At 66.0% G+C, this 21960-nt stretch carries 17 protein-coding genes; 8 read left to right on the top strand and 9 right to left on the bottom strand.

The genetic code is table 11. The annotated features are described in order from the left end of the window. Nucleotides 1–94: 94 nt before the first annotated feature. Entirely contained in the window at nucleotides 95–1753 is a 1659-nt protein-coding gene (locus tag QPK32_RS06805; protein ID WP_290412025.1) for a response regulator, read from the bottom strand. Next, on the bottom strand, nucleotides 1743–3212 hold the full coding sequence (locus tag QPK32_RS06800) for an ATPase domain-containing protein (protein ID WP_290412024.1): 1470 nt from the start codon (nucleotides 3210–3212) through the stop codon (nucleotides 1743–1745). The genes QPK32_RS06805 and QPK32_RS06800 overlap by 11 nt, the downstream gene beginning before the upstream one ends. A gap of 331 nt (nucleotides 3213–3543) precedes the next feature. On the opposite strand from QPK32_RS06800, the gene QPK32_RS06795 reads away from it, so the two are divergent. Further along, complete coding sequence (locus QPK32_RS06795) at nucleotides 3544–3969, top strand: PAAR domain-containing protein (protein ID WP_290412023.1); 426 nt, start codon at nucleotides 3544–3546, stop codon at nucleotides 3967–3969. 52 nt (nucleotides 3970–4021) lie between these two features. On the opposite strand, the gene QPK32_RS06790 is transcribed toward QPK32_RS06795, so the two are convergent. The 5 genes from QPK32_RS06790 to QPK32_RS06770 all read right to left on the bottom strand — a co-directional run bounded on the left by QPK32_RS06790 (nucleotide 4022) and on the right by QPK32_RS06770 (nucleotide 8758). Next, on the bottom strand, nucleotides 4022–4303 hold the full coding sequence (locus QPK32_RS06790; protein ID WP_290412022.1) for a hypothetical protein: 282 nt from the start codon (nucleotides 4301–4303) through the stop codon (nucleotides 4022–4024). Nucleotides 4304–4342: 39 nt separating this feature from the next. Further along, nucleotides 4343–4702 (bottom strand): cell division protein FtsB, encoded by a 360-nt coding sequence (gene ftsB / locus QPK32_RS06785; protein WP_290412021.1) that lies wholly within the window; start codon nucleotides 4700–4702, stop codon nucleotides 4343–4345. A 75-nt stretch (nucleotides 4703–4777) separates the two neighbouring features. After that, nucleotides 4778–6064: a phosphopyruvate hydratase gene (gene eno / locus QPK32_RS06780; RefSeq protein ID WP_290412020.1), complete on the bottom strand. Its 1287-nt coding sequence runs from the start codon at nucleotides 6062–6064 to the stop codon at nucleotides 4778–4780. 166 nt (nucleotides 6065–6230) lie between these two features. After that, nucleotides 6231–7082, bottom strand: coding sequence for a 3-deoxy-8-phosphooctulonate synthase (kdsA, locus tag QPK32_RS06775; protein ID WP_290412019.1), 852 nt, complete (start codon nucleotides 7080–7082; stop codon nucleotides 6231–6233). Further along, nucleotides 7079–8758, bottom strand: a complete 1680-nt coding sequence (locus tag QPK32_RS06770; RefSeq protein ID WP_290412018.1) for a CTP synthase — start codon at nucleotides 8756–8758, stop codon at nucleotides 7079–7081. Before QPK32_RS06770 ends, kdsA begins: the two co-directional genes overlap by 4 nt. A 319-nt stretch (nucleotides 8759–9077) precedes the next feature. Here QPK32_RS06770 and QPK32_RS06765 point away from each other — a divergent pair, with 319 nt between their 5' ends. The 5 genes from QPK32_RS06765 (at nucleotide 9078) to QPK32_RS06745 (ending at nucleotide 16888) form a co-directional block, all read left to right on the top strand. Further along, entirely contained in the window at nucleotides 9078–10829 is a 1752-nt protein-coding gene (locus QPK32_RS06765) for a methyl-accepting chemotaxis protein (RefSeq protein WP_290412187.1), read from the top strand. 171 nt (nucleotides 10830–11000) lie between these two features. Beyond that, nucleotides 11001–12587 carry a methyl-accepting chemotaxis protein gene (locus QPK32_RS06760; RefSeq protein ID WP_290412017.1) on the top strand — a complete coding sequence of 529 codons (1587 nt, stop codon included), beginning with the start codon at nucleotides 11001–11003 and terminating at the stop codon, nucleotides 12585–12587. Nucleotides 12588–12807: 220 nt separating this feature from the next. After that, nucleotides 12808–14553, top strand: a complete 1746-nt coding sequence (locus QPK32_RS06755) for a methyl-accepting chemotaxis protein (protein WP_290412016.1) — start codon at nucleotides 12808–12810, stop codon at nucleotides 14551–14553. Nucleotides 14554–14734: 181 nt separating this feature from the next. Continuing rightward, entirely contained in the window at nucleotides 14735–16315 is a 1581-nt protein-coding gene (locus tag QPK32_RS06750; protein WP_290412015.1) for a methyl-accepting chemotaxis protein, read from the top strand. A 168-nt stretch (nucleotides 16316–16483) separates the two neighbouring features. Beyond that, nucleotides 16484–16888, top strand: a complete 405-nt coding sequence (locus QPK32_RS06745; protein WP_290412014.1) for a PRC-barrel domain-containing protein — start codon at nucleotides 16484–16486, stop codon at nucleotides 16886–16888. An 18-nt stretch (nucleotides 16889–16906) separates the two neighbouring features. Here the strand turns inward: QPK32_RS06745 and QPK32_RS06740 are convergent, their stop codons facing one another. Beyond that, entirely contained in the window at nucleotides 16907–18244 is a 1338-nt protein-coding gene (locus tag QPK32_RS06740) for an amidohydrolase (protein WP_290412013.1), read from the bottom strand. A gap of 313 nt (nucleotides 18245–18557) precedes the next feature. On the opposite strand from QPK32_RS06740, the gene QPK32_RS06735 reads away from it, so the two are divergent. After that, nucleotides 18558–20318 carry a methyl-accepting chemotaxis protein gene (locus QPK32_RS06735; protein WP_290412012.1) on the top strand — a complete coding sequence of 587 codons (1761 nt, stop codon included), beginning with the start codon at nucleotides 18558–18560 and terminating at the stop codon, nucleotides 20316–20318. Nucleotides 20319–20484: 166 nt separating this feature from the next. Then, nucleotides 20485–21393 (top strand): FkbM family methyltransferase, encoded by a 909-nt coding sequence (locus QPK32_RS06730; protein ID WP_290412011.1) that lies wholly within the window; start codon nucleotides 20485–20487, stop codon nucleotides 21391–21393. A gap of 78 nt (nucleotides 21394–21471) precedes the next feature. Here the strand turns inward: QPK32_RS06730 and QPK32_RS06725 are convergent, their stop codons facing one another. Further along, complete coding sequence (locus tag QPK32_RS06725; protein WP_290412010.1) at nucleotides 21472–21921, bottom strand: RidA family protein; 450 nt, start codon at nucleotides 21919–21921, stop codon at nucleotides 21472–21474. Nucleotides 21922–21960 lie beyond the last annotated feature (39 nt).

Raw genomic sequence — 21960 nt, 5'->3', positions numbered from 1 at the left:
ATTCCTTCACCCAAGCATATCCATTTTTCTTGCCACGCTGATCATCGCGGCCTGTAACGCGACGGCACCGTCGCGTGACGGAGCGCCCGCGCGCTCAGCGCTCGCGCCGCGCGTCCCTGCCGTCCGCCGCGGCGCGCAGGGTGCCGGCCAGCGCATCGAGCGCGAACGGCTTGCGCACGAGTTGCACGTCCAGCGACTGCAGCCGCTCCGGCTCCACCATATAGCCGCTGACGAGCACCACCGGCAGCCCCGGACGGTGCTGCGCCAGCCAGCGCGCCAGGTCGATGCCGTCCATGAAACCCGGCATCATCACGTCCGACAGCACCACGTCGAAGGCGGCCAGGTCAGCCTCCACCGCGGCGTCGGCGCTGGCGGCCACGGACACGCGGGCACCCAGCCCCTGCAGCAGCGCCGCAGTCGTTTCCGCCACCTCGGCATCGTCCTCCACGCACAGGATGCGCATGCCGTCCAGCGATGCGGTCCCGCCCTGCTCCGGCGCGGCCGCCGCTCCCGTCGGGGCGCTGCTGCGCGGCAGCAGGATGCCGACCGTGGTGCCGACGCGTTCGCGCCGGATGTAGGCGAAGCCCTGGCTCTGGATGGCGAAGCCGTAGACCTGCGACAGCCCCAGGCCCGTACCCTTGCCGACCGGCTTGGTCGTGAAGAAGGGTTCGAACGCCTGGCGCGCCACCTCCTCGGACATGCCTTCGCCGTCGTCGGTCAGGCAGACGCAGACGAAATCGCCCGCCAGATGGCCGGCCTCCGGCAGGGCCGGATCGGGCAGGGTCCAGTTGCGCACGGCCAGCTCCAGCATGCCGCCGCGCGGCATGGCGTCGCGCGCATTGCCAGCGATATTCAGCAGCGCCGCATCGAGTTGCGTCGGGTCGGCCAGCACGGGCCAGGTATCGGGCGCCACGCGGGTGCGCAGGCGGCGCTCGGCGCCGAGCGTACGCAGCAGCAGTTCCGCCGTGGCGCGCAAGTGCGCGCGCAAGTCCAGCACGATGGTGGCCAGCGGCTGGCGCCGCGCATAGGCCAGCAATTGCTGCGTCAGCGCGGCGCCGTGGTCGCTGGCGCGGCGGATGCCGTCCAGCGCCCGGCCGACGCGCGTCTGCGCGTCCTTGTCCAGCAGCATGCGCACGAGGGTCTCGCCGCCGGAGATGACTTGCAGGATGTTGTTGAAGTCGTGGGCCACGCCCCCGGTCAGCCGCCCCAGCGACTCGAGCCGGCGCGCCTCGGCCAGCGCCTGTTCGACGCGGCGCCGTTCCTGCACCTCGCGCTCCAGCGAGGCCGTGCGCTCGGCCACGGCCTGTTCGAGCACGCCGGCCTGGCTGCCCAGTTCCTCCAGCCGGTCGCGCAGCGCGAATTGCAGGCGCCGGGTGCGCAGCGCCGAACGGATCGCCATCAGCAGCGCCTGGCGCGTCGTCGGCCGCGCCAGCAGCGTCACGTTGCCGATGCCGGCCAGGCGCGCGAACCGGTCGGTGTCCACGGCGCCGACGGCGGCGAGCACCAGCAGCGGCACGTCGGACCAGGGCGACTGGCGTCCCAGCGCGGCGTCCAGTGCTTCGGGCGAGCACTGCGCGAGCCCTTCCTCGGTGACGACCGCGGCCAGCGCATGGTCGCCGAGGGCCGCATATAGATCGGCAGCCGCCGCGCAGTCCTGCCAGGCGACGCCTTCGCCGTCGAGCAGCGCGCGCAGCAGGGCCGCATCGCCCGCGGCCGGGGCGAAGATGGCGACGTGGGCGGTATCACGCTTCAAGCGGAGAAGCGCCGGCCTCGCGGTCGGCGACGTCGATGCGCGCGCCGATGCGCACGCCTTCCTCGGTCAATTCCAGGGCGTGGATATCGGGTGCATGCTTGCCCTGGCGCTTCTTCAACACGCAGATCGCCTTGTGCACGACGTTGTCGCGCTCGTAGTAGCGCAGCGAAATGATGTTGTCGGTGATGATGCTGAGCGCATCCGGCTCCTTCGACGTGTCCAGCCGCGCCGAGTGGGCGCCGACGATGATCGCCATCACCTTCATGTTGCTGAGATAGGAAAACAGCTCGTGCATCTGCGGCAGCAGCGATTTTTCCTCGCGGATGATGTCGAGGTAGGAGTTGATGCTGTCGATGATGATCAGGCGCGCGTTGCGGTCCTCGACCAGGCGGCGCACGCTCCAGATGAATTCTCCCGGCGAGATGCGCGACGGGTTCACGCGGCGCAGGTGGAAGTGGCGCGGGTGCTCGCCGTCCTCGTTGCTGCCGTCGTTCTCGACCTCACCCTCTCCCATGTGCGCCACCACGCGCGAACGCAGCGTCGTTTCCGATTCGTCGAAGTTGAAGTAGCCGACGTCGTGGCCGGCGCGCACCGTGGCCAGCGCATACTGCAGCGCCAGCGTCGTCTTGCCGACGCCGGACGGACCCAGGATCATCGTCGAGCTGCCGGCCGTGAGCGGGCCGCCGAACAGCGCATCGAAGCGCTCGATGCCGCTGCAGATTTCCAGGGCCGGGCAATCGCGCTGGTGCTCCTGGGCGATCAGGCTGGGAAAGACCAGCACCTGGCCGGTGAGGATCGCGTAATCGTGCCAGCCGCTCTGGAAATCGCCGCCGCGCAGCTTCACCACGCGCAGGCGCCGGCGCGCGGCGCCGAAGCTGCGTTCCATCTGCTCGAGCGCGATGACCCCGTGCGCGGCGCTCTGCAGGTCGAAGTCGGGCGGGTCGCTGGTCACGTCGTCGAGCAGCAGGACGCTCGCGCCCATCTGCGTCAGGCGCTGGCGCAAGGCGATGATCTGGCGCCGGTAGTGCGCGCTGTCGCGCGCCAGCAGGCGGATCTCGACCATCGAGTCGATGACGACGCGCGCCGCGCCGGACCGCTCGACCCGCTCGGCCAGGCGGTCCACCAGTTCCGACAGTTCGCTCTCGGTCGGCAGCAGGATCGTCTGCGGCGCCGGCGCACCCGGGGGCAAGGGCAGCATCTCGACGAGGTCGATGCCGTCCAGCGACCAGCCGTGGTTATGCGCCGTGGCGCGCAGTTCGTCGGCGCTTTCGGACAACGTCAGGTAAAGGCAGCTGTCGCCGGCCTTGATACCTTCGATCAGGTAGCGCAGGCCGAGCGTGGTCTTGCCCGTTCCCGGACGGCCTTCGATCAGGTGGATACGGTTGCGCAGCAGGCCGCCGCGCAGCACGGCGTCGAGTTCGGGAATGCCTGTCGCAAGGCGGGTGAGTTCTGGGGCCATCTGGATCCGATCGTGGTAGAAATGGCAATGTTTTCCAGAATTCTAGCGAACTGTGCGGAAGAGTTTGGTTCGCTTCCGCACGCAGTGCACGGATGACCGATGCGTGCACCGCGGCGATGTTGGTCAGTCGTTTCTGATCATGCCGTCAGAATTTCCTTCTATTTCTATTCGCACAATGCCATCGAGCAAGTTGAGTTGCATCAATTGGCCAAAATCAATTGCACGGTCCAATAAGCGCCAGTGTACGGATGCGTGCACGTGGCACCGGGACGATGTAGCTTTTATACAAGCAGACATGGCTCCGGTTGTTCCAATCTTGTGGAGGTCAGGAATGAACCAGGCAGACTCTATCGATTGCGGCGACACACTGGCAGTACTCGACAACACCAAGGCAGACGCCCCACCCTCGCGCCGCATCGTCGCGCGCTACCCCATCGCCACCATCGGCTCGCGCACCAGGCGCGGCGGCCAGGTGGTGCTTGCCGGCGACGACCAGCAGGCCGACGACTTTCGCGTCGCCTGCGTGGGCGACCGGGTGCGCTATCCGGACGGCAGCGAGAGCGTGATCGTCTCGGGCGCGGGCCACGCGTCGACCTTTGCCGATCGTCCGATCGCGCTGGTCGGCAGCCACGTGGCGAATGGCGACCGCATCGTCGCGCGCGCGCAAAGCATCGGCGAGATCGTCGTCGTCGAAGGCGAAACCATTCCGGGACTGCTCGATCCGGGCTACTTCCCGCAGCAGGACGCCTGCCGCTGAGCCGAACTATGCATGCCGCCTGCTCCGGCGCGGCGGCATGCGGGAGGTATGCCTACGCCGACGGCGTGGACGGCGGCAGGTGCAGGTCGATCACCTTCATGATCGCCAGGGTGGTATCGAGGCTCATCTCGCCGGCGGCGAGCGCCGCGGCGAGCTGGGCACGCGGCAGGCCGGCAGCGGCGGCCAGGTGCGCCAGGCCGTCGGCGCGGGACACGTTCGCCAGCGCGTCGGCCATGAGATCGGCGTCGCCCGACTCGAAGGCGGCGGCCAGGTAGGCGGCGATCGCCTCGAGCGTGTCGAGGCTGGCCGGATCCGAGGGCGGCAGGTCGCTCATGGTGTCAAACTCGTATCAATCCGGGCATCAATCGCGGCATCAATCGTCGAGCGGCCGTTGCGGCTGCTTCTTGTCCTTCTGCGGCGGCGGAGGCGGCGGCTCGGTCATCATGACGGCCGGCTTCTCGTCCTTGCGCAGCACCTGCACGAAGATCTCGTTCGACTTGATCATGCCCAGCTCGTAGCGCGCCCGTTCCTCGACGGCGCCCAGGCCGTCGCGCAGGTCGCGCACTTCCGATTCGAGCTTGGCGTTGCGCGCGATGAGCTGTTCGGTCTTGGCATGGCTGGCGTCGAGCTGCGACTCCAGGTCGGCCACGGCCAGCCAGCCGCCCTTCCCCAACCACAAGGGGTACTGGATCAGCAGCAGGAGGACGGCAAGGGCAAGGGTGATGATGCGCATGGAAGTTCATGGGTGGATGCGCAAAGCGGCCCGCACGGCAATGCCGCCCGGGCCGCCCGTCATCCGGTCGAGCGATTACTTCAGGTTGTAGAACGCGTCGCGGCCCGGGTAGCTGGCGATGTCGCCCAGGTCTTCTTCGATGCGCAGCAACTGGTTGTACTTGGCCATGCGGTCCGAACGCGACAGCGAGCCGGTCTTGATCTGCAGGGCGTTCATGCCGACGGCGATGTCGGCGATGGTCGAGTCCTCGGTCTCGCCCGAACGGTGCGAGATGACGGCGGTGTAGCCGGCGCGCTTGGCCATTTCGATGGCGGCGAAGGTCTCGGTCAGGGTGCCGATCTGGTTGATCTTGATGAGGATCGAGTTGGCGATGTCCTTCTGGATGCCTTCCTTCAGGATCTTGGTGTTGGTGACGAACAAATCGTCGCCCACCAGCTGGACCTTGCGGCCCAGCGCCTGCGTCAGCGTGGCCCAGCCGTCCCAGTCGCCTTCGGCCATCGCGTCCTCGATCGAGATGATCGGGTACTTGTCGCACCAGGTCGCCAGCATGTTGGTGAAGTCCTGGGCCGACAGCTTCAGGCCGCCTTCGCCTTCCAGCACGTACTGGCCATCCTTGTAGAACTCGCTGGCGGCGCAGTCCAGGCCGATGGCGATGTCCTGGCCGGCCACGTAGCCGGCCTGCTCGATCGCCTGCATGATCAGCTTGATGGCTTCCTCATGGTTCGCGACCGACGGGGCGAAGCCGCCTTCGTCGCCGACGGCCGTGTTCAGGCCCTTGCTGTGCAGGATCTTCTTGAGGGTATGGAACACCTCGGCGCCGTAGCGGATGGCTTCCTTGAACGACGGGGCGCCGACCGGGATGATCATGAATTCCTGGATGTCCAGGTTGTTGTCGGCGTGCGCGCCGCCGTTGATGACGTTCATCATCGGCACCGGCATCTGCATCGCGCCCGAACCGCCGAAGTAGCGGTACAGGGGCAGGCCGGCTTCTTCGGCGGCGGCCTTGGCGACGGCCATGGAGACGGCCAGCATCGCGTTCGCGCCCAGGCGGCTCTTGTTCTCGGTGCCGTCCAGGTCGATCAGGGTGCGGTCCAGGAATGCCTGTTCGTTGGCGTCCAGGCCCATGATGGCTTCGCTGATTTCGGTATTGATGTTCTCGCAGGCCTGCAGGACGCCCTTGCCGAAGTAACGCTTCGGATCGCCGTCGCGCAGTTCGATGGCTTCGCGCGAGCCGGTCGACGCGCCCGACGGTACGGCGGCGCGGCCCATCACGCCCGATTCCAGCAGCACATCGCACTCGACGGTCGGATTGCCGCGCGAGTCGATGATTTCGCGGCCGATGATATCAACGATAGCACTCATGGTTCTTTAGTCTCCAGAAAGTAAATCGATTGGGGGCGTGGCCAGCCGCAGGACACGCTTTCAAGTTGCCGTCGCCCCCGCGCAGGCGGGGGCCCAATGTTGCATGCGCTACCGTACGCGTCATTGGGCCCCTGCCTGCGCAGGGGCGACGTTGTTTTACTGTAACTTATTCGAAGTTGGACTCGATGAATCCAGCCTTCTTGACGATGCGGTCGATATCGACCAGCGTCGTGAGCAGTTCCTTCATGCGTCCCAGCGGCACCGCGTTCGGGCCGTCCGACAGCGCGCAGGCCGGGTTCGGATGGGTTTCCATGAACAGGCCCGACACGCCGGCGGCGACGGCCGCGCGCGCCAGCACCGGCACGTGTTCGCGCTGGCCGCCGGACGAGGTGCCCTGGCCGCCCGGCAGCTGCACCGAGTGGGTCGCGTCGAACACGACCGGGCAGTTCGACTCGCGCATGATGGCGAGACTACGCATGTCCGACACCAGGTTGTTGTAGCCGAACGAAGCGCCGCGCTCGCAGGCCATGAACTGGTCCGGCAGGCCTGCTTCCGCGGCTGCGGCACGGGCCTTCTCGATCACGTTCTTCATGTCGCCCGGCGCCAGGAACTGGCCCTTCTTGATATTGACCGGCTTGCCCGAACGCGCGCAGGCGTTGATGAAGTCGGTCTGGCGGCACAGGAAGGCCGGGGTCTGCAGCACGTCGACCATGCTGGCCACGTGCGGGATCATCTCTTCGTCGTGCACGTCGGTCAGCACCGGCACGCCGATTTCCTTGCGCACGTCGGCCAGGATCTCCAGGCCCTTTTCCATGCCCGGGCCGCGGAACGACTTGCCCGAGGAACGGTTGGCCTTGTCGAACGACGATTTATAGATGAATGGAATGCCCAGCGCCGAGGTGATTTCCTTCAGCTGGCCGGCCACGTCCATCGCCATCTGGCGCGATTCGATCACGCAGGTGCCGGCGATCAGGAAGATCGGCTGGTCGAGACCGACCTCGAAGTCGCACAGTTTCATGCTGCATCTCCTTGCACGGCCGGCGTATTGGCGGCCTGGTTATTGGCATTGCCTGCCTGGTGCGCCAGCGCGGCGCGGATGAACGAGCTGAACAGCGGATGGCCGTGGCGCGGGGTCGACTTGAATTCCGGGTGGAACTGGACGCCGACATACCACGGGTGCGCCTGGCGCGGCAGTTCCATGATCTCGCACAGGTCTTCGTTCGGGGTGCGCGCGGCGACCACGAGGCCTGCAGCTTCGACCTTCGGCAGGTAGTAATTGTTCGCTTCGTAGCGGTGACGGTGGCGCTCGGTCACGACGTTGCCGTAGATCTCGGCGGCCAGCGTGCCCGGGTTCACGGCGCAGGTCTGCGCGCCCAGGCGCATGGTGCCGCCCAGGTCGGAATTGGTGTCGCGCTTCTCGACCTTGCCGTCGTGGTTCTGCCATTCCGTGATCAAGGCGACGACCGGCTGGTCGGTCTCCGGATCGAACTCGGTGGAATTGGCGTTCGGCAGGCCGGCCATGTGGCGCGCGTATTCGATCAGCGCGACCTGCATGCCCAGGCAGATGCCCAGGTAGGGAATCTTGTTTTCGCGGGCATAGCGGGCGGCCATGATCTTGCCTTCCACGCCGCGCTTGCCGAAGCCGCCCGGAACCAGGATGGCGTCGTACTTGCCCAGGTGGTCGCAGCCCGTCGACTCGATCTCTTCCGAGTCGATGTATTCGATGTTGACGCGGCTTTCCGTGTGGATGCCGGCGTGGCGCAGCGCCTCGGTCAGCGACTTGTACGATTCGATCAGGTCCACGTACTTGCCGACCATGCCGATGGTCACTTCGTGCTTCGGATTCTCGAGGGTGTGGATCAGCTTGGTCCACATCGACAGGTCGGCCGGCGGGGCCTTGATGTCGAGGGCTTCCAGGATGATCTCGTCCAGGCCCTGGTCGCACAGCACCTGCGGCACCTTGTAGATGGTGTCGACGTCCCACACGGAGATGACGGCCTGCTCTTCGACGTTGGCGAACAGCGAGATCTTGGCGCGCTCGTCGTCCGGGATGCGGCGGTCGGCGCGGCACAGCAGCGCGTTCGGCGAAATGCCGATCTCGCGCAGCTTCTGCACCGAGTGCTGGGTCGGCTTGGTCTTCAGTTCGCCGGCCGACGAGATGTACGGCACCAGGGTCAGGTGCACGAAGGCGGCGCCCTTGCGGCCCGAACGCAGCGACAGCTGGCGCGCCGCTTCCAGGAACGGCAGCGACTCGATGTCGCCGACGGTGCCGCCGATCTCGACCAGCGCCACGTCCACGCCTTCGGCGCCGCGGCGGATATAGTCCTGGATCTCGTTGGTGATGTGCGGGATCACCTGCACGGTCTTGCCGAGGTACTCGCCACGGCGTTCCTTGCGGATCACCGATTCATAGATCTGGCCCGTGGTGAAGTTGTTCACCTTCTTCATGCGGGTGCTGATGAAGCGCTCGTAGTGGCCCAGGTCCAGGTCGGTCTCGGCGCCGTCGTCGGTGACGAACACTTCGCCGTGCTGGGTCGGGCTCATGGTGCCCGGGTCCACGTTGATGTACGGGTCGAGCTTGAGCATGGTGACTTTGAGGCCGCGCGATTCGAGGATCGCGGCGAGAGAGGCGGCCGCGATCCCCTTGCCCAGGGAAGACACGACGCCGCCAGTGACGAATACGAATTTGGTCATTGTGCTGATGGTGCCGAACGGCACGCGCGGGAAATTGAAATTATACCTTAAACCTGCAAATACTTCTTTATTGCAATTATGAAATACGCGAGCAATGTAGCGATACCGCCATGGTGAACCGCATCCGCATCGCATCGGCGCAAGGTATCCTGGTAGCAAAACTACAAGAGAATCGACCCCTTCCAGGCGCATCTGCACTCAAGTGTTGGAAAAGTGCACTAGAAATGTAAGCACCCGTCCTAAAGAAGTCATTACACATACACAAAACCCACTAAACTAAGAGTTATTTCCGTCAAGAATTTCTTTCATAAGGGCAATGATGGGTATCTTCAGCAACTTCAATATCGGCAAACGTCTGGCGCTCGGTTTCGCACTGACGCTGGCGATGGCCGTCGTGATCGCCGGTTTCGCCATGTCGCGCCTGCAACAGGCATCCGACCATACCAGTTCCGTCCTCGCCGAGCCGCTGGCCAAGGAGCGCCTGATCACGGAGTGGTACATGCAGATCTTCGGCGCCGTGCGCCGCACCGCCGCCATCGCCAGGAGCAGCGACCCGTCGCTGAACGCCTATTTCAAGGAAGATTCCGCCGCCACGGGCAAGCGCTCGGCCGACCTCGTCAAGCAGATCGAGCCCCTGATCGCCGCCGGCGAGGAACAGGCGCTGTGGGACCGCATCTCGGAACTGCGCAAATCGTATTCGAGCGCACGCGACGCCGTCACCAAGGCCAAGGCCGATGGCGACGTCGAACAGGCCAACAAGATCCTCGACGAGAAATTCACGCCTGCCGCCAAGGCCTACCAGGAAGCCGTACAGCAGCTGGTCGCCATGCAGCAAGCCCGCATCGCGGCCGACGCCCAGGTGCTCAAGGACGACGTCGGCTTCAGCCGCACCCTGATCATGGCCTTGACCGCCGGCGCCGTCGCGCTGGGCGCCATCAGCGCGATCCTGCTCACGCGCGGCATCGTGGGGCCGATCCGCGCGGCCGTCAGCGTGGCCGAAACGGTCGCCTCCGGCGACCTCACCCGCCGCATCGATGCCGGGAAGACGCAGGACGAGACCGGCGCCCTGCTGCGCGCGCTGGCCCACATGAACGACAGCCTCGTGCGCATCGTCACCGAAGTGCGCGGCGGCACCGACGCCATCCACGGCGCCGCGGGAGAAATCGCCAGCGGCAACCTCGATTTGTCGAGCCGTACCGAGCAGCAGGCCGCCGCCATCGAAGAGACGGCGGCGTCGATGTCGCACCTGACCGACACCGTGCGCCAGAACGCGGACAACGCCCGCCAGGCCAACCAGCTGGCGATCAGCGCCTCCGAAGTGGCCGTGCAAGGCGGTTCCGTCGTCGGCCAGGTGGTCGAGACCATGGGCTCCATCAACGACTCGTCGAAGAAGATCGTCGACATCATTTCCGTCATCGACGGCATCGCCTTCCAGACCAATATCCTGGCGCTGAATGCGGCCGTGGAAGCGGCCCGTGCCGGCGAACAGGGCCGCGGCTTCGCCGTGGTCGCGGGCGAGGTGCGCACGCTGGCCCAGCGCTCGGCGGCAGCCGCCAAGGAGATCAAGGAATTGATCGGCGACTCGGTCGCCAAGGTCGATGCCGGCTCGAAGCTGGTGGACCAGGCCGGCAGCACGATGGAGCAGGTCGTCGCCTCGATCCAGCGCGTGACGGACATCATGGCCGAGATCTCGTCGGCCAGCCAGGAACAGACGGACGGCATCCAGCAGGTGAACGGCGCCATCGGCCAGATGGATGAAAGCACGCAGCAGAACGCCGCCCTCGTCGAGGAAGCGGCCGCCGCCGCCGGCTCGCTGCAGGACCAGGCATCGCGCCTGGCGCAAGCCGTGGGGGTCTTCAAGGTGGATGCCGCCGCCGTGTCCTACGCTGCCCCGGTTGCCGCGGCACCGGCATCGGCAGCCGGACGCGCCGCATTGCCGGCGGCACGTCCGGCTGCGGCCGGGAAGCCGTCCTCCAGTACGGCGTCCGTCAAGACGGCGGCCGCCAAGGCGCCCATTCCCACGGCGCGCGCGAAAGCCGCCGCCGGCGACAGCGATTGGGAAGAGTTCTGAGGCGCGGTGGGCGGCGCACGCCCACCGCGTCTTCGCATTCTAGATAGCGAACAAGAATTTTATTCGGTTACTGTTGCGAGGCAGCATCAAAACCTTCAGTTAAAAAAGATTGTTGCCCGAAAGCACCGTAAAATTAGGGTTCGTATTGACGTAGCTCAAAGGACTAATTTTATGGCTGTGTTTGCAAACATGAATATCGGCAAACGCCTCGGCGCCGGCTTTGCCCCCGTGCTAGCGATGACGCTGGCGATCGCCGTCGCCGGCATCTGGCACCTGCGCGCCATGGCCGCCGATACCCGCGCCATGATGGACAAGCCGATGGCCAAGCAGCAGATGATCGCTGAATGGCGTACCCAGACCTTCGGCGCCGTGCGCCGCACGATCGCCATCGTCAAGAGCTCGGACCCGAGCCTGGGGCCCTTCTTCAAGGAAGACGCGGACAAGACCGTCAGCCGCACGACGGAACTCATCGAGAAGATCGAACCGCTGCTGTCGACCGCCGAGGAAAAGGCGCAGTTCAAGAAAATCGTCGATGCGCGCAAGGTCTACACGGATGCCAAGAATGCCGCCGTGAAGGCCAAGACGGGCGGCGATGCCGACGAAGCGGCGCGCATGCTAGACAAGGAATTCCTGCCGGCCGCCAAGGCCTACGAGGCAGCCGTCGGCGAGCTCGTCGAACTGCAGCGCGAGCAGATCGCCGCCAACGCCGTCGCCATCGAAGACACCATCACCAAGAGCGCCACCACGATCGGCGTGCTGTCCGCCATCGCCCTCCTCATCGGCATCGCCTGCGCCTGGTTCCTCACGCGCGGCATCGTGCGTCCCATCCGTGAAGCCGTCGAGCTGGCCGAAGCCGTCGCGTCGGGCGACCTGACCCGCCGCATCGCGGCGAACGACGACCGCAACGAAACCGGCGCCCTGCTGCGCGCGCTGGCCCACATGAACGACAGCCTCGTGCGCATCGTCACCGAAGTGCGCGGCGGTACCGGCGCCATCCATGGCGCCGACGGCGAAATCGCCATCGGCAACCTCGATATGTCGAGCCGTACCGAGCAGCAAGCCGCCGCCCGCGAGGAAACGGCCGCGTCGATGTCGCACCTGACGGACACCGTGCGCCAGAACGCGGACAACGCCCGCCAGGCCAACCAGCTGGCGATCAGCGCCTCGGAAGTCGCCGTGCAAGGCGGTTCCGTCGTCGGCGAAGTCGTCACCACGATGAACGCCATCAACGAATCGTCGAAGAAGATCGTCGACATCATCACCGTCATCGACGGCATCGCCTTCCAGACCAATATCCTGGCCCTGAACGCGGCCGTGGAAGCGGCCCGTGCCGGCGAGCAGGGCCGCGGCTTCGCCGTGGTTGCAGGCGAGGTGCGCACGCTGGCCCAGCGCTCGGCGGCAGCGGCCAAGGAGATCAAGGAACTGATCGGCAACTCGGTCGCCAAGGTCGATGCCGGCTCGAAGCTGGTCGACCAGGCCGGCAGCACGATGGAGCAGGTGGTCGCCTCGATCCAGCGCGTGACGGACATCATGGCCGAGATCTCGTCGGCCAGCCAGGAACAGACCGACGGCATCCAGCAGGTGAACGGCGCCATCGGCCAGATGGACGAAAGCACCCAGCAGAACGCCGCCCTCGTCGAGCAAGCGGCCGCCGCCGCCGGCTCGCTGCAGGACCAGGCGTCGCGCCTGGCGCAAGCCGTCGGCGTGTTCAAGGTCGAGACTGCGGCGGCAATGCGGTCGGCCCTCGTCGTCGCCTGAAGTAACGCTTCAACGAGGCGCCCGGTCCACGCGGGCGCCTTTTCCGCTGCCCCTCCGCGGCCAGTTCTGCCGCAATCGCTCCCCTCCGGCCTGCCATACGATTATTTCCATCATATTGTGTTGCGTCAAAGCATCAAAAAATACAATTGGTGAGTTTTAGTTACCGTAAAGCATCATAGAATGGCCCTTCATATTTACATGGTAGACAGGGGACTCATTCATGGCTGTGCTTGCAAATCTCAGTATCGGAAAACGTCTCGCGGCGGGCTTTGCCCTCGTGCTGGCATTGACGCTGGCGATCGCCGTCGCCGGCATCTGGCACCTGCGCGCCATGGCGGCCGACACGCGCGCGATGATGGACGTGCCGATGGCCAAGCAGCAGATGATCGCCGAGTGGCGCACCCAGACCTTCGGCGCCGTGCGCCGTACGATCGCCGTCGTCAAGAGCTCGGACCCCAGCCTGGCCGGCTTCTTCAAGCAGGACGCGGAAATGACGGCCAACCGCGCGACCGAGCTGATGCAGAAGATCGAGCCGCTGCTGTCGAACGACAAGGAAAAGGCCCAGTTCTACAAGATCAATGACCTGCGCAAGGTCTATGCGGCCGCCAAGGAAGCGGCCGTGAAGGCCAAGGCGAGCGGCAATGGCGACGAAGCCGCGCGCATCCTCGACAAGGAATTCCTGCCGGCCGCCAAGGCCTACGAAGGCGCGGTCGGCGTCCTCGTCGACATGCAGCGCGACCAGATCGCCGCCAGCGCCGTCGCCATCGAAGCCACCATCACGAAGAGCGCCACCACCATCGCCATGCTCAGCGCCGGCGCCCTCCTCATCGGCATCGTCTGCGCCTGGTTCCTCACGCGCGGCATCGTGCGCCCGATCCGCGAGGCCGTCGAACTGGCCGAAGCCGTCGCCTCCGGCGACCTCACCCGCCGCATCGACGCCAACGATCGTGCATTCAACAGCGGCGACGAGACCGGCGCCCTGCTGCGCGCCCTGCACCACATGAACGACAGCCTCGTGCGAATCGTCACCGACGTACGTAGCGGCACCGGCGCCATCCACGGCGCCGCCGGTGAAATCGCCAGCGGCAACCTCGATCTGTCCAGCCGTACCGAACAGCAAGCCGCCGCCATCGAAGAGACGGCCGCGTCGATGTCGCACCTGACGGACACCGTGCGCCAGAACGCGGACAACGCCCGCCAGGCCAACCAGCTGGCGATCAGCGCGTCAGAAGTCGCGGTGCAAGGCGGTTCCGTCGTGGGCGAAGTCGTCACCACGATGAACGCCATCAACGAATCCTCGAAGAAGATCGTCGACATCATCACCGTCATCGATGGCATCGCGTTCCAGACCAACATCCTGGCGCTGAATGCCGCCGTGGAAGCGGCTCGTGCCGGCGAACAGGGCCGCGGTTTCGCGGTGGTCGCGGGCGAAGTGCGCACGCTGGCCCAACGCTCGGCCGCGGCCGCCAAGGAGATCAAGGAACTGATCGGCAACTCGGTCGCCAAGGTCGATGCCGGTTCGAAGCTGGTCGACCAGGCCGGCAGCACGATGGAGCAGGTCGTCGCCTCGATCCAGCGCGTGTCGGACATCATGGCCGAGATCTCGTCGGCCAGGCTTGAACAGACCGACGGCATCCAGCAGGTGAACGGCGCCATCGGCCAGATGGACGAAAGCACGCAGCAGAACGCCGCCCTCGTCGAGGAAGCGGCCGCCGCCGCCGGCTCGCTGCAGGACCAGGCATCGCGCCTGGCCGAGGCCGTGGGCGTATTCAAGGTCGAGGCCGGCCTGGCAGCCGCGACGGCACCGGCACGGACTGGCGTGGCCGTGCCGGCTGCCGGCCGTCCGGCCCCTGCGCGCGCGCAGCTGCGTACCGTTTCTGCCCGCAAGGCCGCGCCGTCCAGGGTGGCAAGCAAGGCGGAACGCCAGGAGCCCGTCGCCGCTGGTGACGAGTGGGAAACCTTCTGATCCCTTCCGGGCGGGCACCCCGCTGCCCGGCCTCGATTGCGGCCATATCCCTCGTTTAACGACAAGTGATGTTGCCTTTCAACACCATTAATCACAAAAATTCCCTTTCGTAATGTTTATTGCCTGAAAACATCTTTAAAATGCGGGGCAAACAACATTCATTTACAGAAAGGGATGCACTGTGAGAAATCTTAGTATCGGTAAGCGGCTCGGCATGGGCTTCACGCTGATCCTCGCCGTCACCGTGGCGATTGCCGCGTTCGGCATGTGGCGTATGCACCAGGTGGCGGAATCGACCCGCGCCATGGCCCTGCCCCTCAAGAAGGAACGCCTGATCACCGACTGGAACACCCAGATCTTCGGCGCCATCCGCCGCACCGCCGCCATCGTCAAGAGCAGCGATCCTTCCCTCGGCGCCTACTTCAAGGACGACGCCAGCGCCACCACCGGCAAGTCGGCCGACCTGCTGAAACAGATCGAACCGCTGCTAACCGACGCCGACGAACAGGGGCTGCTCAAGCAGATCGCCGAACAGCGCACGCTGTACCGCACCTACACGAATGCCGCGATGAAGGCGAAAGCCGACGGCGACCAGGCGCAGGCCGTCAAGATTCTCGACGAATCGTTCACACCGACGGCGAAGCGCTTCCAGGCCCTACTCGACGAATTGATCGCGCTGCAGCACCGCAAGATGGACGCGCACAACGACGCGATCCTGCACAGCCAGACCACGACCATCGAACTGCTCGCCGTCCTGACCGCGTGCGCGGTCGCCATCGGCGCCTTCTCCTCCTGGCAGCTGACGCGCGGCATCGTCGGGCCGATCCGCGCCGCCGTCGGCGTGGCCGAGGACGTTGCCGGCGGCAACCTCACCTGCCGCATCGAACCGCAAGGCAAGGACGAGACGGCCGCGCTGCTGCGCGCCCTGCGCCACATGAACGACAGCCTGGTGGGCATCGTCAGCCAGGTGCGCGGCGGCACCGACACCATCGCCACCGCATCGAACCAGATCGGCGCCGGCAACCTCGACCTGTCCAGCCGCACCGAGGAACAGGCCAGCGCGCTGGAGCAGACGGCGGCATCGATGGAAGAACTGACCACCACCGTGCGCCAGAACGCGGACAATGCGCGCCAGGCCAACCAGCTGGCCATCGCCGCCTCGCAGGTCGCGACCCAGGGCGGCGCCGTCGTCGGCGAAGTCGTCACGACCATGAACGCCATCAACGACTCGTCGAAGAAGATCGTCGACATCATCACCGTCATCGACGGCATCGCCTTCCAGACCAACATCCTGGCCCTGAACGCCGCCGTGGAAGCGGCCCGTGCCGGCGAACAGGGCCGCGGCTTCGCCGTCGTGGCGGGCGAGGTACGCACGCTGGCCCAGCGTTCGGCGGCAGCGGCCAAGGAAATCAAGGAATTGATCGGCAACTCGGTCGCCAAGGTCGATGCCGGTTCGAAGCTGGTGGACCAGGCCGGCAGCACGATGGAACAGGTGGTGACGTCGATCCGCCGCGTGACGGACATCATGGCCGAGATCTCGTCGGCCAGCCAGGAGCAGACGACCGGCATCGAGCAGGTCAACCAGGCGATCGCCCAGATGGACCAGACCACGCAGCAGAACGCCGCCCTCGTCGAGGAAGCGGCGGCGGCGGCCGCATCGCTGCAGGAACAGGCGTCCAGGCTGGCCCATGCGGTGGATGTGTTCAAGCTGAATGGGCAGGCAGCGGTACGCCCGTCGCGGCTGGCGCTGGAGGCGGCCTAAATCACCGTCGCCCCTGCGAAGGCAGGGGCCTAATTTCCCTCGCGTTCACGCAAAATTGGGTCCCTGCCTGCGCAGGGACGACGTGGCTGCTCCCCTGCTCTGTGTGCGCCCGAACCGAATTTTTCCTGGCTCGGGTTATCCTTCCCATCCCAACACAGGAGGCAGAAAATGTCCTACGAGGAACGCGACGACTATGGCATGTACAGGAACAAGCACGGCAAGGGGCCGGGCCCGGAACTGATGGGCGCGAACACCCTGATCGGCGACCATGTGCACAACCTGCAGAACGAACACCTGGGCGTCATCAAGGAATTCATGGTCGACATGCGCACCGGCAGCATCGCCTATGCCGTGATGTCGGCCAGCCGCTTCCTGGGCATCGGCGAAAAACTGTTCGCCGTGCCCTGGCAGGCGCTCACGCTCGACACGAAAAACAAGCGCTTCACGATGGACGTGTCCAAGGACCGCATCGACGCGGCCCCCGGCTTCGACACCGACCACTGGCCGAACATGGCCGACCAGGGCTGGATGGACGCCGTGCACGCCCACTACGGGACGACGCGCGCCGCGTGAGCGCGCGCCGTCGCCAGGTCAGCGCTTCGGCGCCATCAGGTCGAGCAGGATCGCCGTTTCGGCCTTGATGGTATTGGTCAGCGTCGGCTTCAGGTCCGGCGCCCACTGCGGCGAGTGCGTCCCCGGCAGCGGCTGGCCGGCCTTCTTCGCCGCTTCCAGGCGCGCCGCGTCGACGGCGCCCACGTGGATCAGGAGGGCTTTCACGCCCGGCTGCTGGCCGTACATCGCGAAGTCCTCGGACGTCATCTTGGCCGGCATCTCCTTCACGAATTCCGGACCCACGGCGGCCGTCACGGCCTTGACCGCGCGCGCCATCAGCTCCGGATCGTTGTAGACCGAATCCGTGCCCGGCTTGATGTCGACCTGCGGTTCCTTCGGCGCGCCGGCCGCCATCGCCTCCCCTTTCGCCTCGCGCACGATGCTGGCCAGCACGCGCTGGCGCACCTCGGGACGGAAGGTGCGCACCGTCAGCGCCAGCTTGACCTGGTCCGGCACGATGTTCGCCTGGGTGCCGCCCTGGATGCTGCCGACGGTGATGACGACCGGATCGAGCGGATTGTTCTCGCGCGACACCAGCGTCTGCAGCGCCAGCACGAGGCGCGACGCCATCACGACCGGGTCGCGGGTCTCGTGCGGCACGGCGCCGTGGCCGCCCTGGCCGAACATGGTGATGGTGACGGTGTCGGCCGAGGCGCGGAACGGGCCGGCGTGCCACATGATCGTGCCCGAGGCCATGCTGGCGTCGTCATGCATCGACAACGCGTAGTCCGGCTTCGGGAAGCGCGTGAACAGGCCGTCCTTGAGCATGGCGGCGGCGCCCGTCAGCGGCTCCTCCGACGGCTGGCCGACCAGCATCAGCGTGCCGCTCCAGGCCTTGCGGTTTTCCGCCATCAGTTTCGCCGTGCCGTACCAGGCCGACATGTGCAGGTCGTGGCCGCAGGCATGCGCCACCGGCACGGTATCGCCGGCCGCATTCTTCGTCGTCACCTTGCTGGCGAACGGCAGGCCCGTCTTTTCCAGCACCGGCAGCGCGTCCATCTCGGTACGCAGCATCACGGTCGGGCCGGGGCCGTTGCGCAGGATCGCGACCACGCCGGTGCCGCCGACGCCGGTCGTCACCTCGAAGCCGAGCGCCTTGGCGCGTTCGGCCAGCTTGGCGGCCGTCTGCTTTTCGTTGAAACCCAGTTCCGGGTTGGCGTGCAGGTCCTGGTAGAAGGTTTCCAGCTTCGGGTAGTCGGCGTTCAGCTGGGCGGCGAACGGGGCCGGCAGCGAGGCGGCGTGGGCGGCGCCGCCGGCCAGGGCGGCGGCGACGAGGGTATGGCGCAGGGTATGGCGGAGGATGTGGGAAGGCTTCATGGAACTCACTTCTTTGAACGTACTTCGGGGATGGGGAAGACAACAACGCTTGCGGGCACGAATCGCTGGGTGCCTCGCTTTCAGCCTAACAGGGGCATTCGAATTTAACAATCCTACCAGTACAGTGTCAGAAAATACCTACAAAATTGTCTCATTATAATTTCTACGAGGAATTTTTTATTTCCGGATTGTATAGGCAAGCGTAGAATTCCCGGCTCCGGCCAGCCCCCTCGCCCGTGTCCCATGCTCCCCGCACCGAGCAGGCTCCTGCACGCGTGGCTCGCCATTTCATCTGCATACAAGGACTGTCGCAATGGGTTTATTTGCAAACATCAGGATCGGTAAACGTCTCGGCCTGGGCTTCTTCCTGATTCTCGCGATGACCGTCGTCATCGCCACCGTCGGCGTCTGGCGCCTAACCGAGGTGGCCGGCGCGACCCGTGCCATGATGGACGCGCCGCTGGCCAAGGAACGCATGATCACCGACTGGTACAGCCTGAACTTCGCCTCGATCCGCCGCACCGCCGCGATCGTCAAGAGCTCGGACCCGTCGCTGGGCGCCTACTTCAAGGAAGACTCGGCCGCCTCGGTCAAGAAGGCCGCCGAACTGCTCAAGGGCATCGAGCCGCTGATCGCCGCGAGCGGCCCCGAGCACGACCTGTTCGCCAGGATCCTGGAGCAGCGCAAGACCTACAGCGCCACGCGCGACGGCGCCGTCAAGGCCAAGTCCGAGGGCAACGCCGAGGAAGCGGCGCGCATCCTCGACCAGCAATTCACCCCGGCCGCCAAGCTGTACCAGGACCTGCTGCAGGAACTGGTGACGCAGCAGCGCGCCAGCATCGACGCCACGGCCAAGGACATCGACGCCAAGGCCGGCATCAGCACGCGCCTCATCGTCATCCTGAGCGCCTGCGCCGTCGTGGCCGGCGCCATCCTGTCATGGATCCTGACGCGCGGCATCGTGGGTCCGATCCAGGATGCCGTCAGCGTCGCCGAGACCGTCGCCGCGGGCGACCTGACCCACGCCATCGAATCGCGCACGAGCGACGAGACGGGCGCCCTGCTGCGCGCCCTGCGCCACATGAACGACAGCCTGGTGGGCATCGTCAGCCAGGTGCGCGGCGGCACCGACACCATCGCCACCGCTTCGCGCGAGATCAGCGCCGGCAACCTCGACCTGTCCAGCCGCACCGAGGAACAGGCGAGCGCGCTGGAACAGACGGCCGCCTCGATGGCGCACCTGACCGACACCGTGCGCCAGAACGCGGACAATGCCCGCCAGGCCAACCAGCTGGCCATCGCCGCCTCGGAAGTCGCGACGCAGGGCGGCGCCGTGGTCGGCGAAGTCGTCACCACGATGAGCGCCATCAACGACTCGTCCAAGAAGATCGTCGACATCATCACCGTCATCGACGGCATCGCCTTCCAGACCAATATCCTCGCCCTGAACGCGGCCGTGGAAGCGGCCCGCGCGGGCGAACAGGGCCGCGGCTTCGCGGTGGTCGCGGGCGAGGTACGCACGCTGGCCCAGCGCTCGGCGGCGGCGGCCAAGGAAATCAAGGAGCTGATCACGGCCTCGGTCGCGAACGTGGACACGGGCGCCAAGCTGGTCGACCAGGCCGGCGCCACGATGGAGCAGGTGGTGACGTCGATCCGCCGCGTGACCGACATCATGGGCGAGATCACCAGCGCCAGCCAGGAACAGACGACCGGCATCGAGCAGGTGAACGGCGCGATCGGCCAGATGGACCAGGTGACGCAGCAGAACGCGGCCCTCGTCGAGGAAGCGGCAGCGGCCGCCGCGTCGATGGAAGACCAGGCCGGCAAGCTGGCGGACGTGGTCAGCGTGTTCAAGCTGGACCGCGCGCACAGCCTGGGGGCCGCGTCGGCGGCGCCGATGGCGCAGGCTGCGCGGATCGTGGGCAAGCCCGTGGCCAGGCCGGCGGCGAGCCGGGCGGTGGTGGCGAAGGCGAAACCGGTACAAGCCGCGAAGGCGGCCGGTGCCAAGCCCGCTGTAAAGCCCGCTGAGCAGGCTGCGCCCGCGCATGCCGGCGACGACTGGGAAGAATTCTGAGGCCGTGTCAGTGAGGGCCATGCCGACCGGCTGACGGCGCGGCTGGCTTCCGCCCGTTTGCTCCATCCCCAATACGGCCCGCATGGCGAACGCTATAGTAATCCGTCCGATCGTTCGACGCCCGCCCGCATGGCGGATACCGTACGGTCTCATGGGAGGGAGCACCTTGAACAAATTCCTGGATTACTTCAAGCCGCAACGCGTCCGCGCCCCGGACAATCCCGTCGCCGGCGACGGCGCCCACGGTGCGAGCGCCGAGGACGGTGATGCCCGCTTCGTCGTCACCGATATCGGCGGCAAGCGCTACCGCATCGAATCGGACGACAACTACCTGCGCCATATCGAAGGGGCCTTCGAGCCGCACATGGTGCTGCTGTTCGATACCCTGGTGGCGCCGTCCGACACGGTGCTCGACGTCGGGGCGAACATCGGCTGCACCGCGATCCTGTTCGGCAGCCGCGCGCAGCGCGTCGTCGGCTTCGAACCTTCGCCCACGACCTACCGCTTCCTCCAGAAGAACCTGCAGGCGTCCGGCTTGGACAACGTCACCCTGGAAAACATAGGACTGGGCAAGACTGCGGGGCGGTTCGAATTGACCTATGCCGCCGACAACCGTTCCGGCGGATTCGTGTCGAACAAGCTGCAGGCCTCGGCCGGACACCGGATCGAGACGATCGAGATCGCGCGCGGCGATGCGTTCCTGGAAGCGGCCGGCATCGGCAAGGTGGATTTCATCAAGATCGATGTCGAGGGTTTCGAGCGCGACGTCATCGAAGGCCTGCAAGGCACCCTCCAGGCCTGCAAGCCGACGGTGACGCTGGAGTTGAACCACTGGTGCCTGAACGTATTCCAGCGCACGTCGGTGCCGGACTTCCTCGACTTCCTGCGCGGCGTCTTCCCCTACCTGTACGCCGTCGAGCCGGACGACATCCGCAACCTGCACGACACGGACGAGGCCTACCACGTCATGTACAGCCATGTCGTGGGAGGCTTCAAGTATCCGAATATCGTCGGCGCATTCGATCCCGCGCGGCTGGAACGGTTCGGGACCAGCTTCGGGCGTACGATCGCGTAAGCAGGCCCCGGAAATACGGCGGCCGGATGGATCGGACCGTGCAGGCTGCCGTCAAGCTGCGGCGCTACGCTTGCCGGCTCATTTGACGATCGCCCGGAACGTAATTTCGATCAGCTGCGCCGGAAATGCGAGGCGCGATACGCCGATCAGGTTACTGGCGACCTGCGGCCGTTCGGCGCCGTAGCACTCCTTCCTGACCTTGCCGGCGACGGCGAATGCGGCGTCGACGTCCAGGACGTACAGCGTCTCTTCGACGACATGGTCCAGCGTGGCGCCGAATTCGGCGAGGAGCGCGACGGCGTTCGCATACGTCCGGCGCATCTGCTGCTCCATGGCCGAGAAGTCGACGGGCTTGCCGTGCGCGTCCAGTTGCGCGGGCGCGACCAGCGCCCCCTGCCCGTCGTGCGCAAGTTGGCCGGACACGTAGACGACGTCTCCGACTTGCACGGCCTGGCAATAACCATAGATGTCTTCCCAGGCGACGCCGTGGTTGGCGACTTTTTTCTCGAGCTTGGCGATTGCGTTCATGCAGAATCTCTTTCAGGTGGATGAAGGGGGCATGGAATG

The organism is Massilia sp. YIM B02763 (assembly GCF_030412015.1).
GTDB lineage: Bacteria > Pseudomonadota > Gammaproteobacteria > Burkholderiales > Burkholderiaceae_D > Telluria.
This window is presented reverse-complemented; position numbering and strand designations above follow the sequence as displayed.

Bases quoted from the DNA above. Each gene is read 5' to 3' on its own strand.
- QPK32_RS06800 (WP_290412024.1), bottom strand. From the start codon at position 3,212: ATGGCCCCAGAACTCACCCGCCTTGCGACAGGCATTCCCGAACTCGAC.
- QPK32_RS06795 (WP_290412023.1), top strand. From the start codon at position 3,544: ATGAACCAGGCAGACTCTATCGATTGCGGCGACACACTGGCAGTACTC.
- QPK32_RS06790 (WP_290412022.1), bottom strand. From the start codon at position 4,303: ATGAGCGACCTGCCGCCCTCGGATCCGGCCAGCCTCGACACGCTCGAG.
- ftsB (WP_290412021.1), bottom strand. From the start codon at position 4,702: ATGCGCATCATCACCCTTGCCCTTGCCGTCCTCCTGCTGCTGATCCAG.
- eno (WP_290412020.1), bottom strand. From the start codon at position 6,064: ATGAGTGCTATCGTTGATATCATCGGCCGCGAAATCATCGACTCGCGC.
- kdsA (WP_290412019.1), bottom strand. From the start codon at position 7,082: ATGAAACTGTGCGACTTCGAGGTCGGTCTCGACCAGCCGATCTTCCTG.
- QPK32_RS06770 (WP_290412018.1), bottom strand. From the start codon at position 8,758: ATGACCAAATTCGTATTCGTCACTGGCGGCGTCGTGTCTTCCCTGGGC.
- QPK32_RS06765 (WP_290412187.1), top strand. From the start codon at position 9,078: ATGGGTATCTTCAGCAACTTCAATATCGGCAAACGTCTGGCGCTCGGT.
- QPK32_RS06760 (WP_290412017.1), top strand. From the start codon at position 11,001: ATGGCTGTGTTTGCAAACATGAATATCGGCAAACGCCTCGGCGCCGGC.
- QPK32_RS06755 (WP_290412016.1), top strand. From the start codon at position 12,808: ATGGCTGTGCTTGCAAATCTCAGTATCGGAAAACGTCTCGCGGCGGGC.
- QPK32_RS06745 (WP_290412014.1), top strand. From the start codon at position 16,484: ATGTCCTACGAGGAACGCGACGACTATGGCATGTACAGGAACAAGCAC.
- QPK32_RS06740 (WP_290412013.1), bottom strand. From the start codon at position 18,244: ATGAAGCCTTCCCACATCCTCCGCCATACCCTGCGCCATACCCTCGTC.
- QPK32_RS06735 (WP_290412012.1), top strand. From the start codon at position 18,558: ATGGGTTTATTTGCAAACATCAGGATCGGTAAACGTCTCGGCCTGGGC.
- QPK32_RS06725 (WP_290412010.1), bottom strand. From the start codon at position 21,921: ATGAACGCAATCGCCAAGCTCGAGAAAAAAGTCGCCAACCACGGCGTC.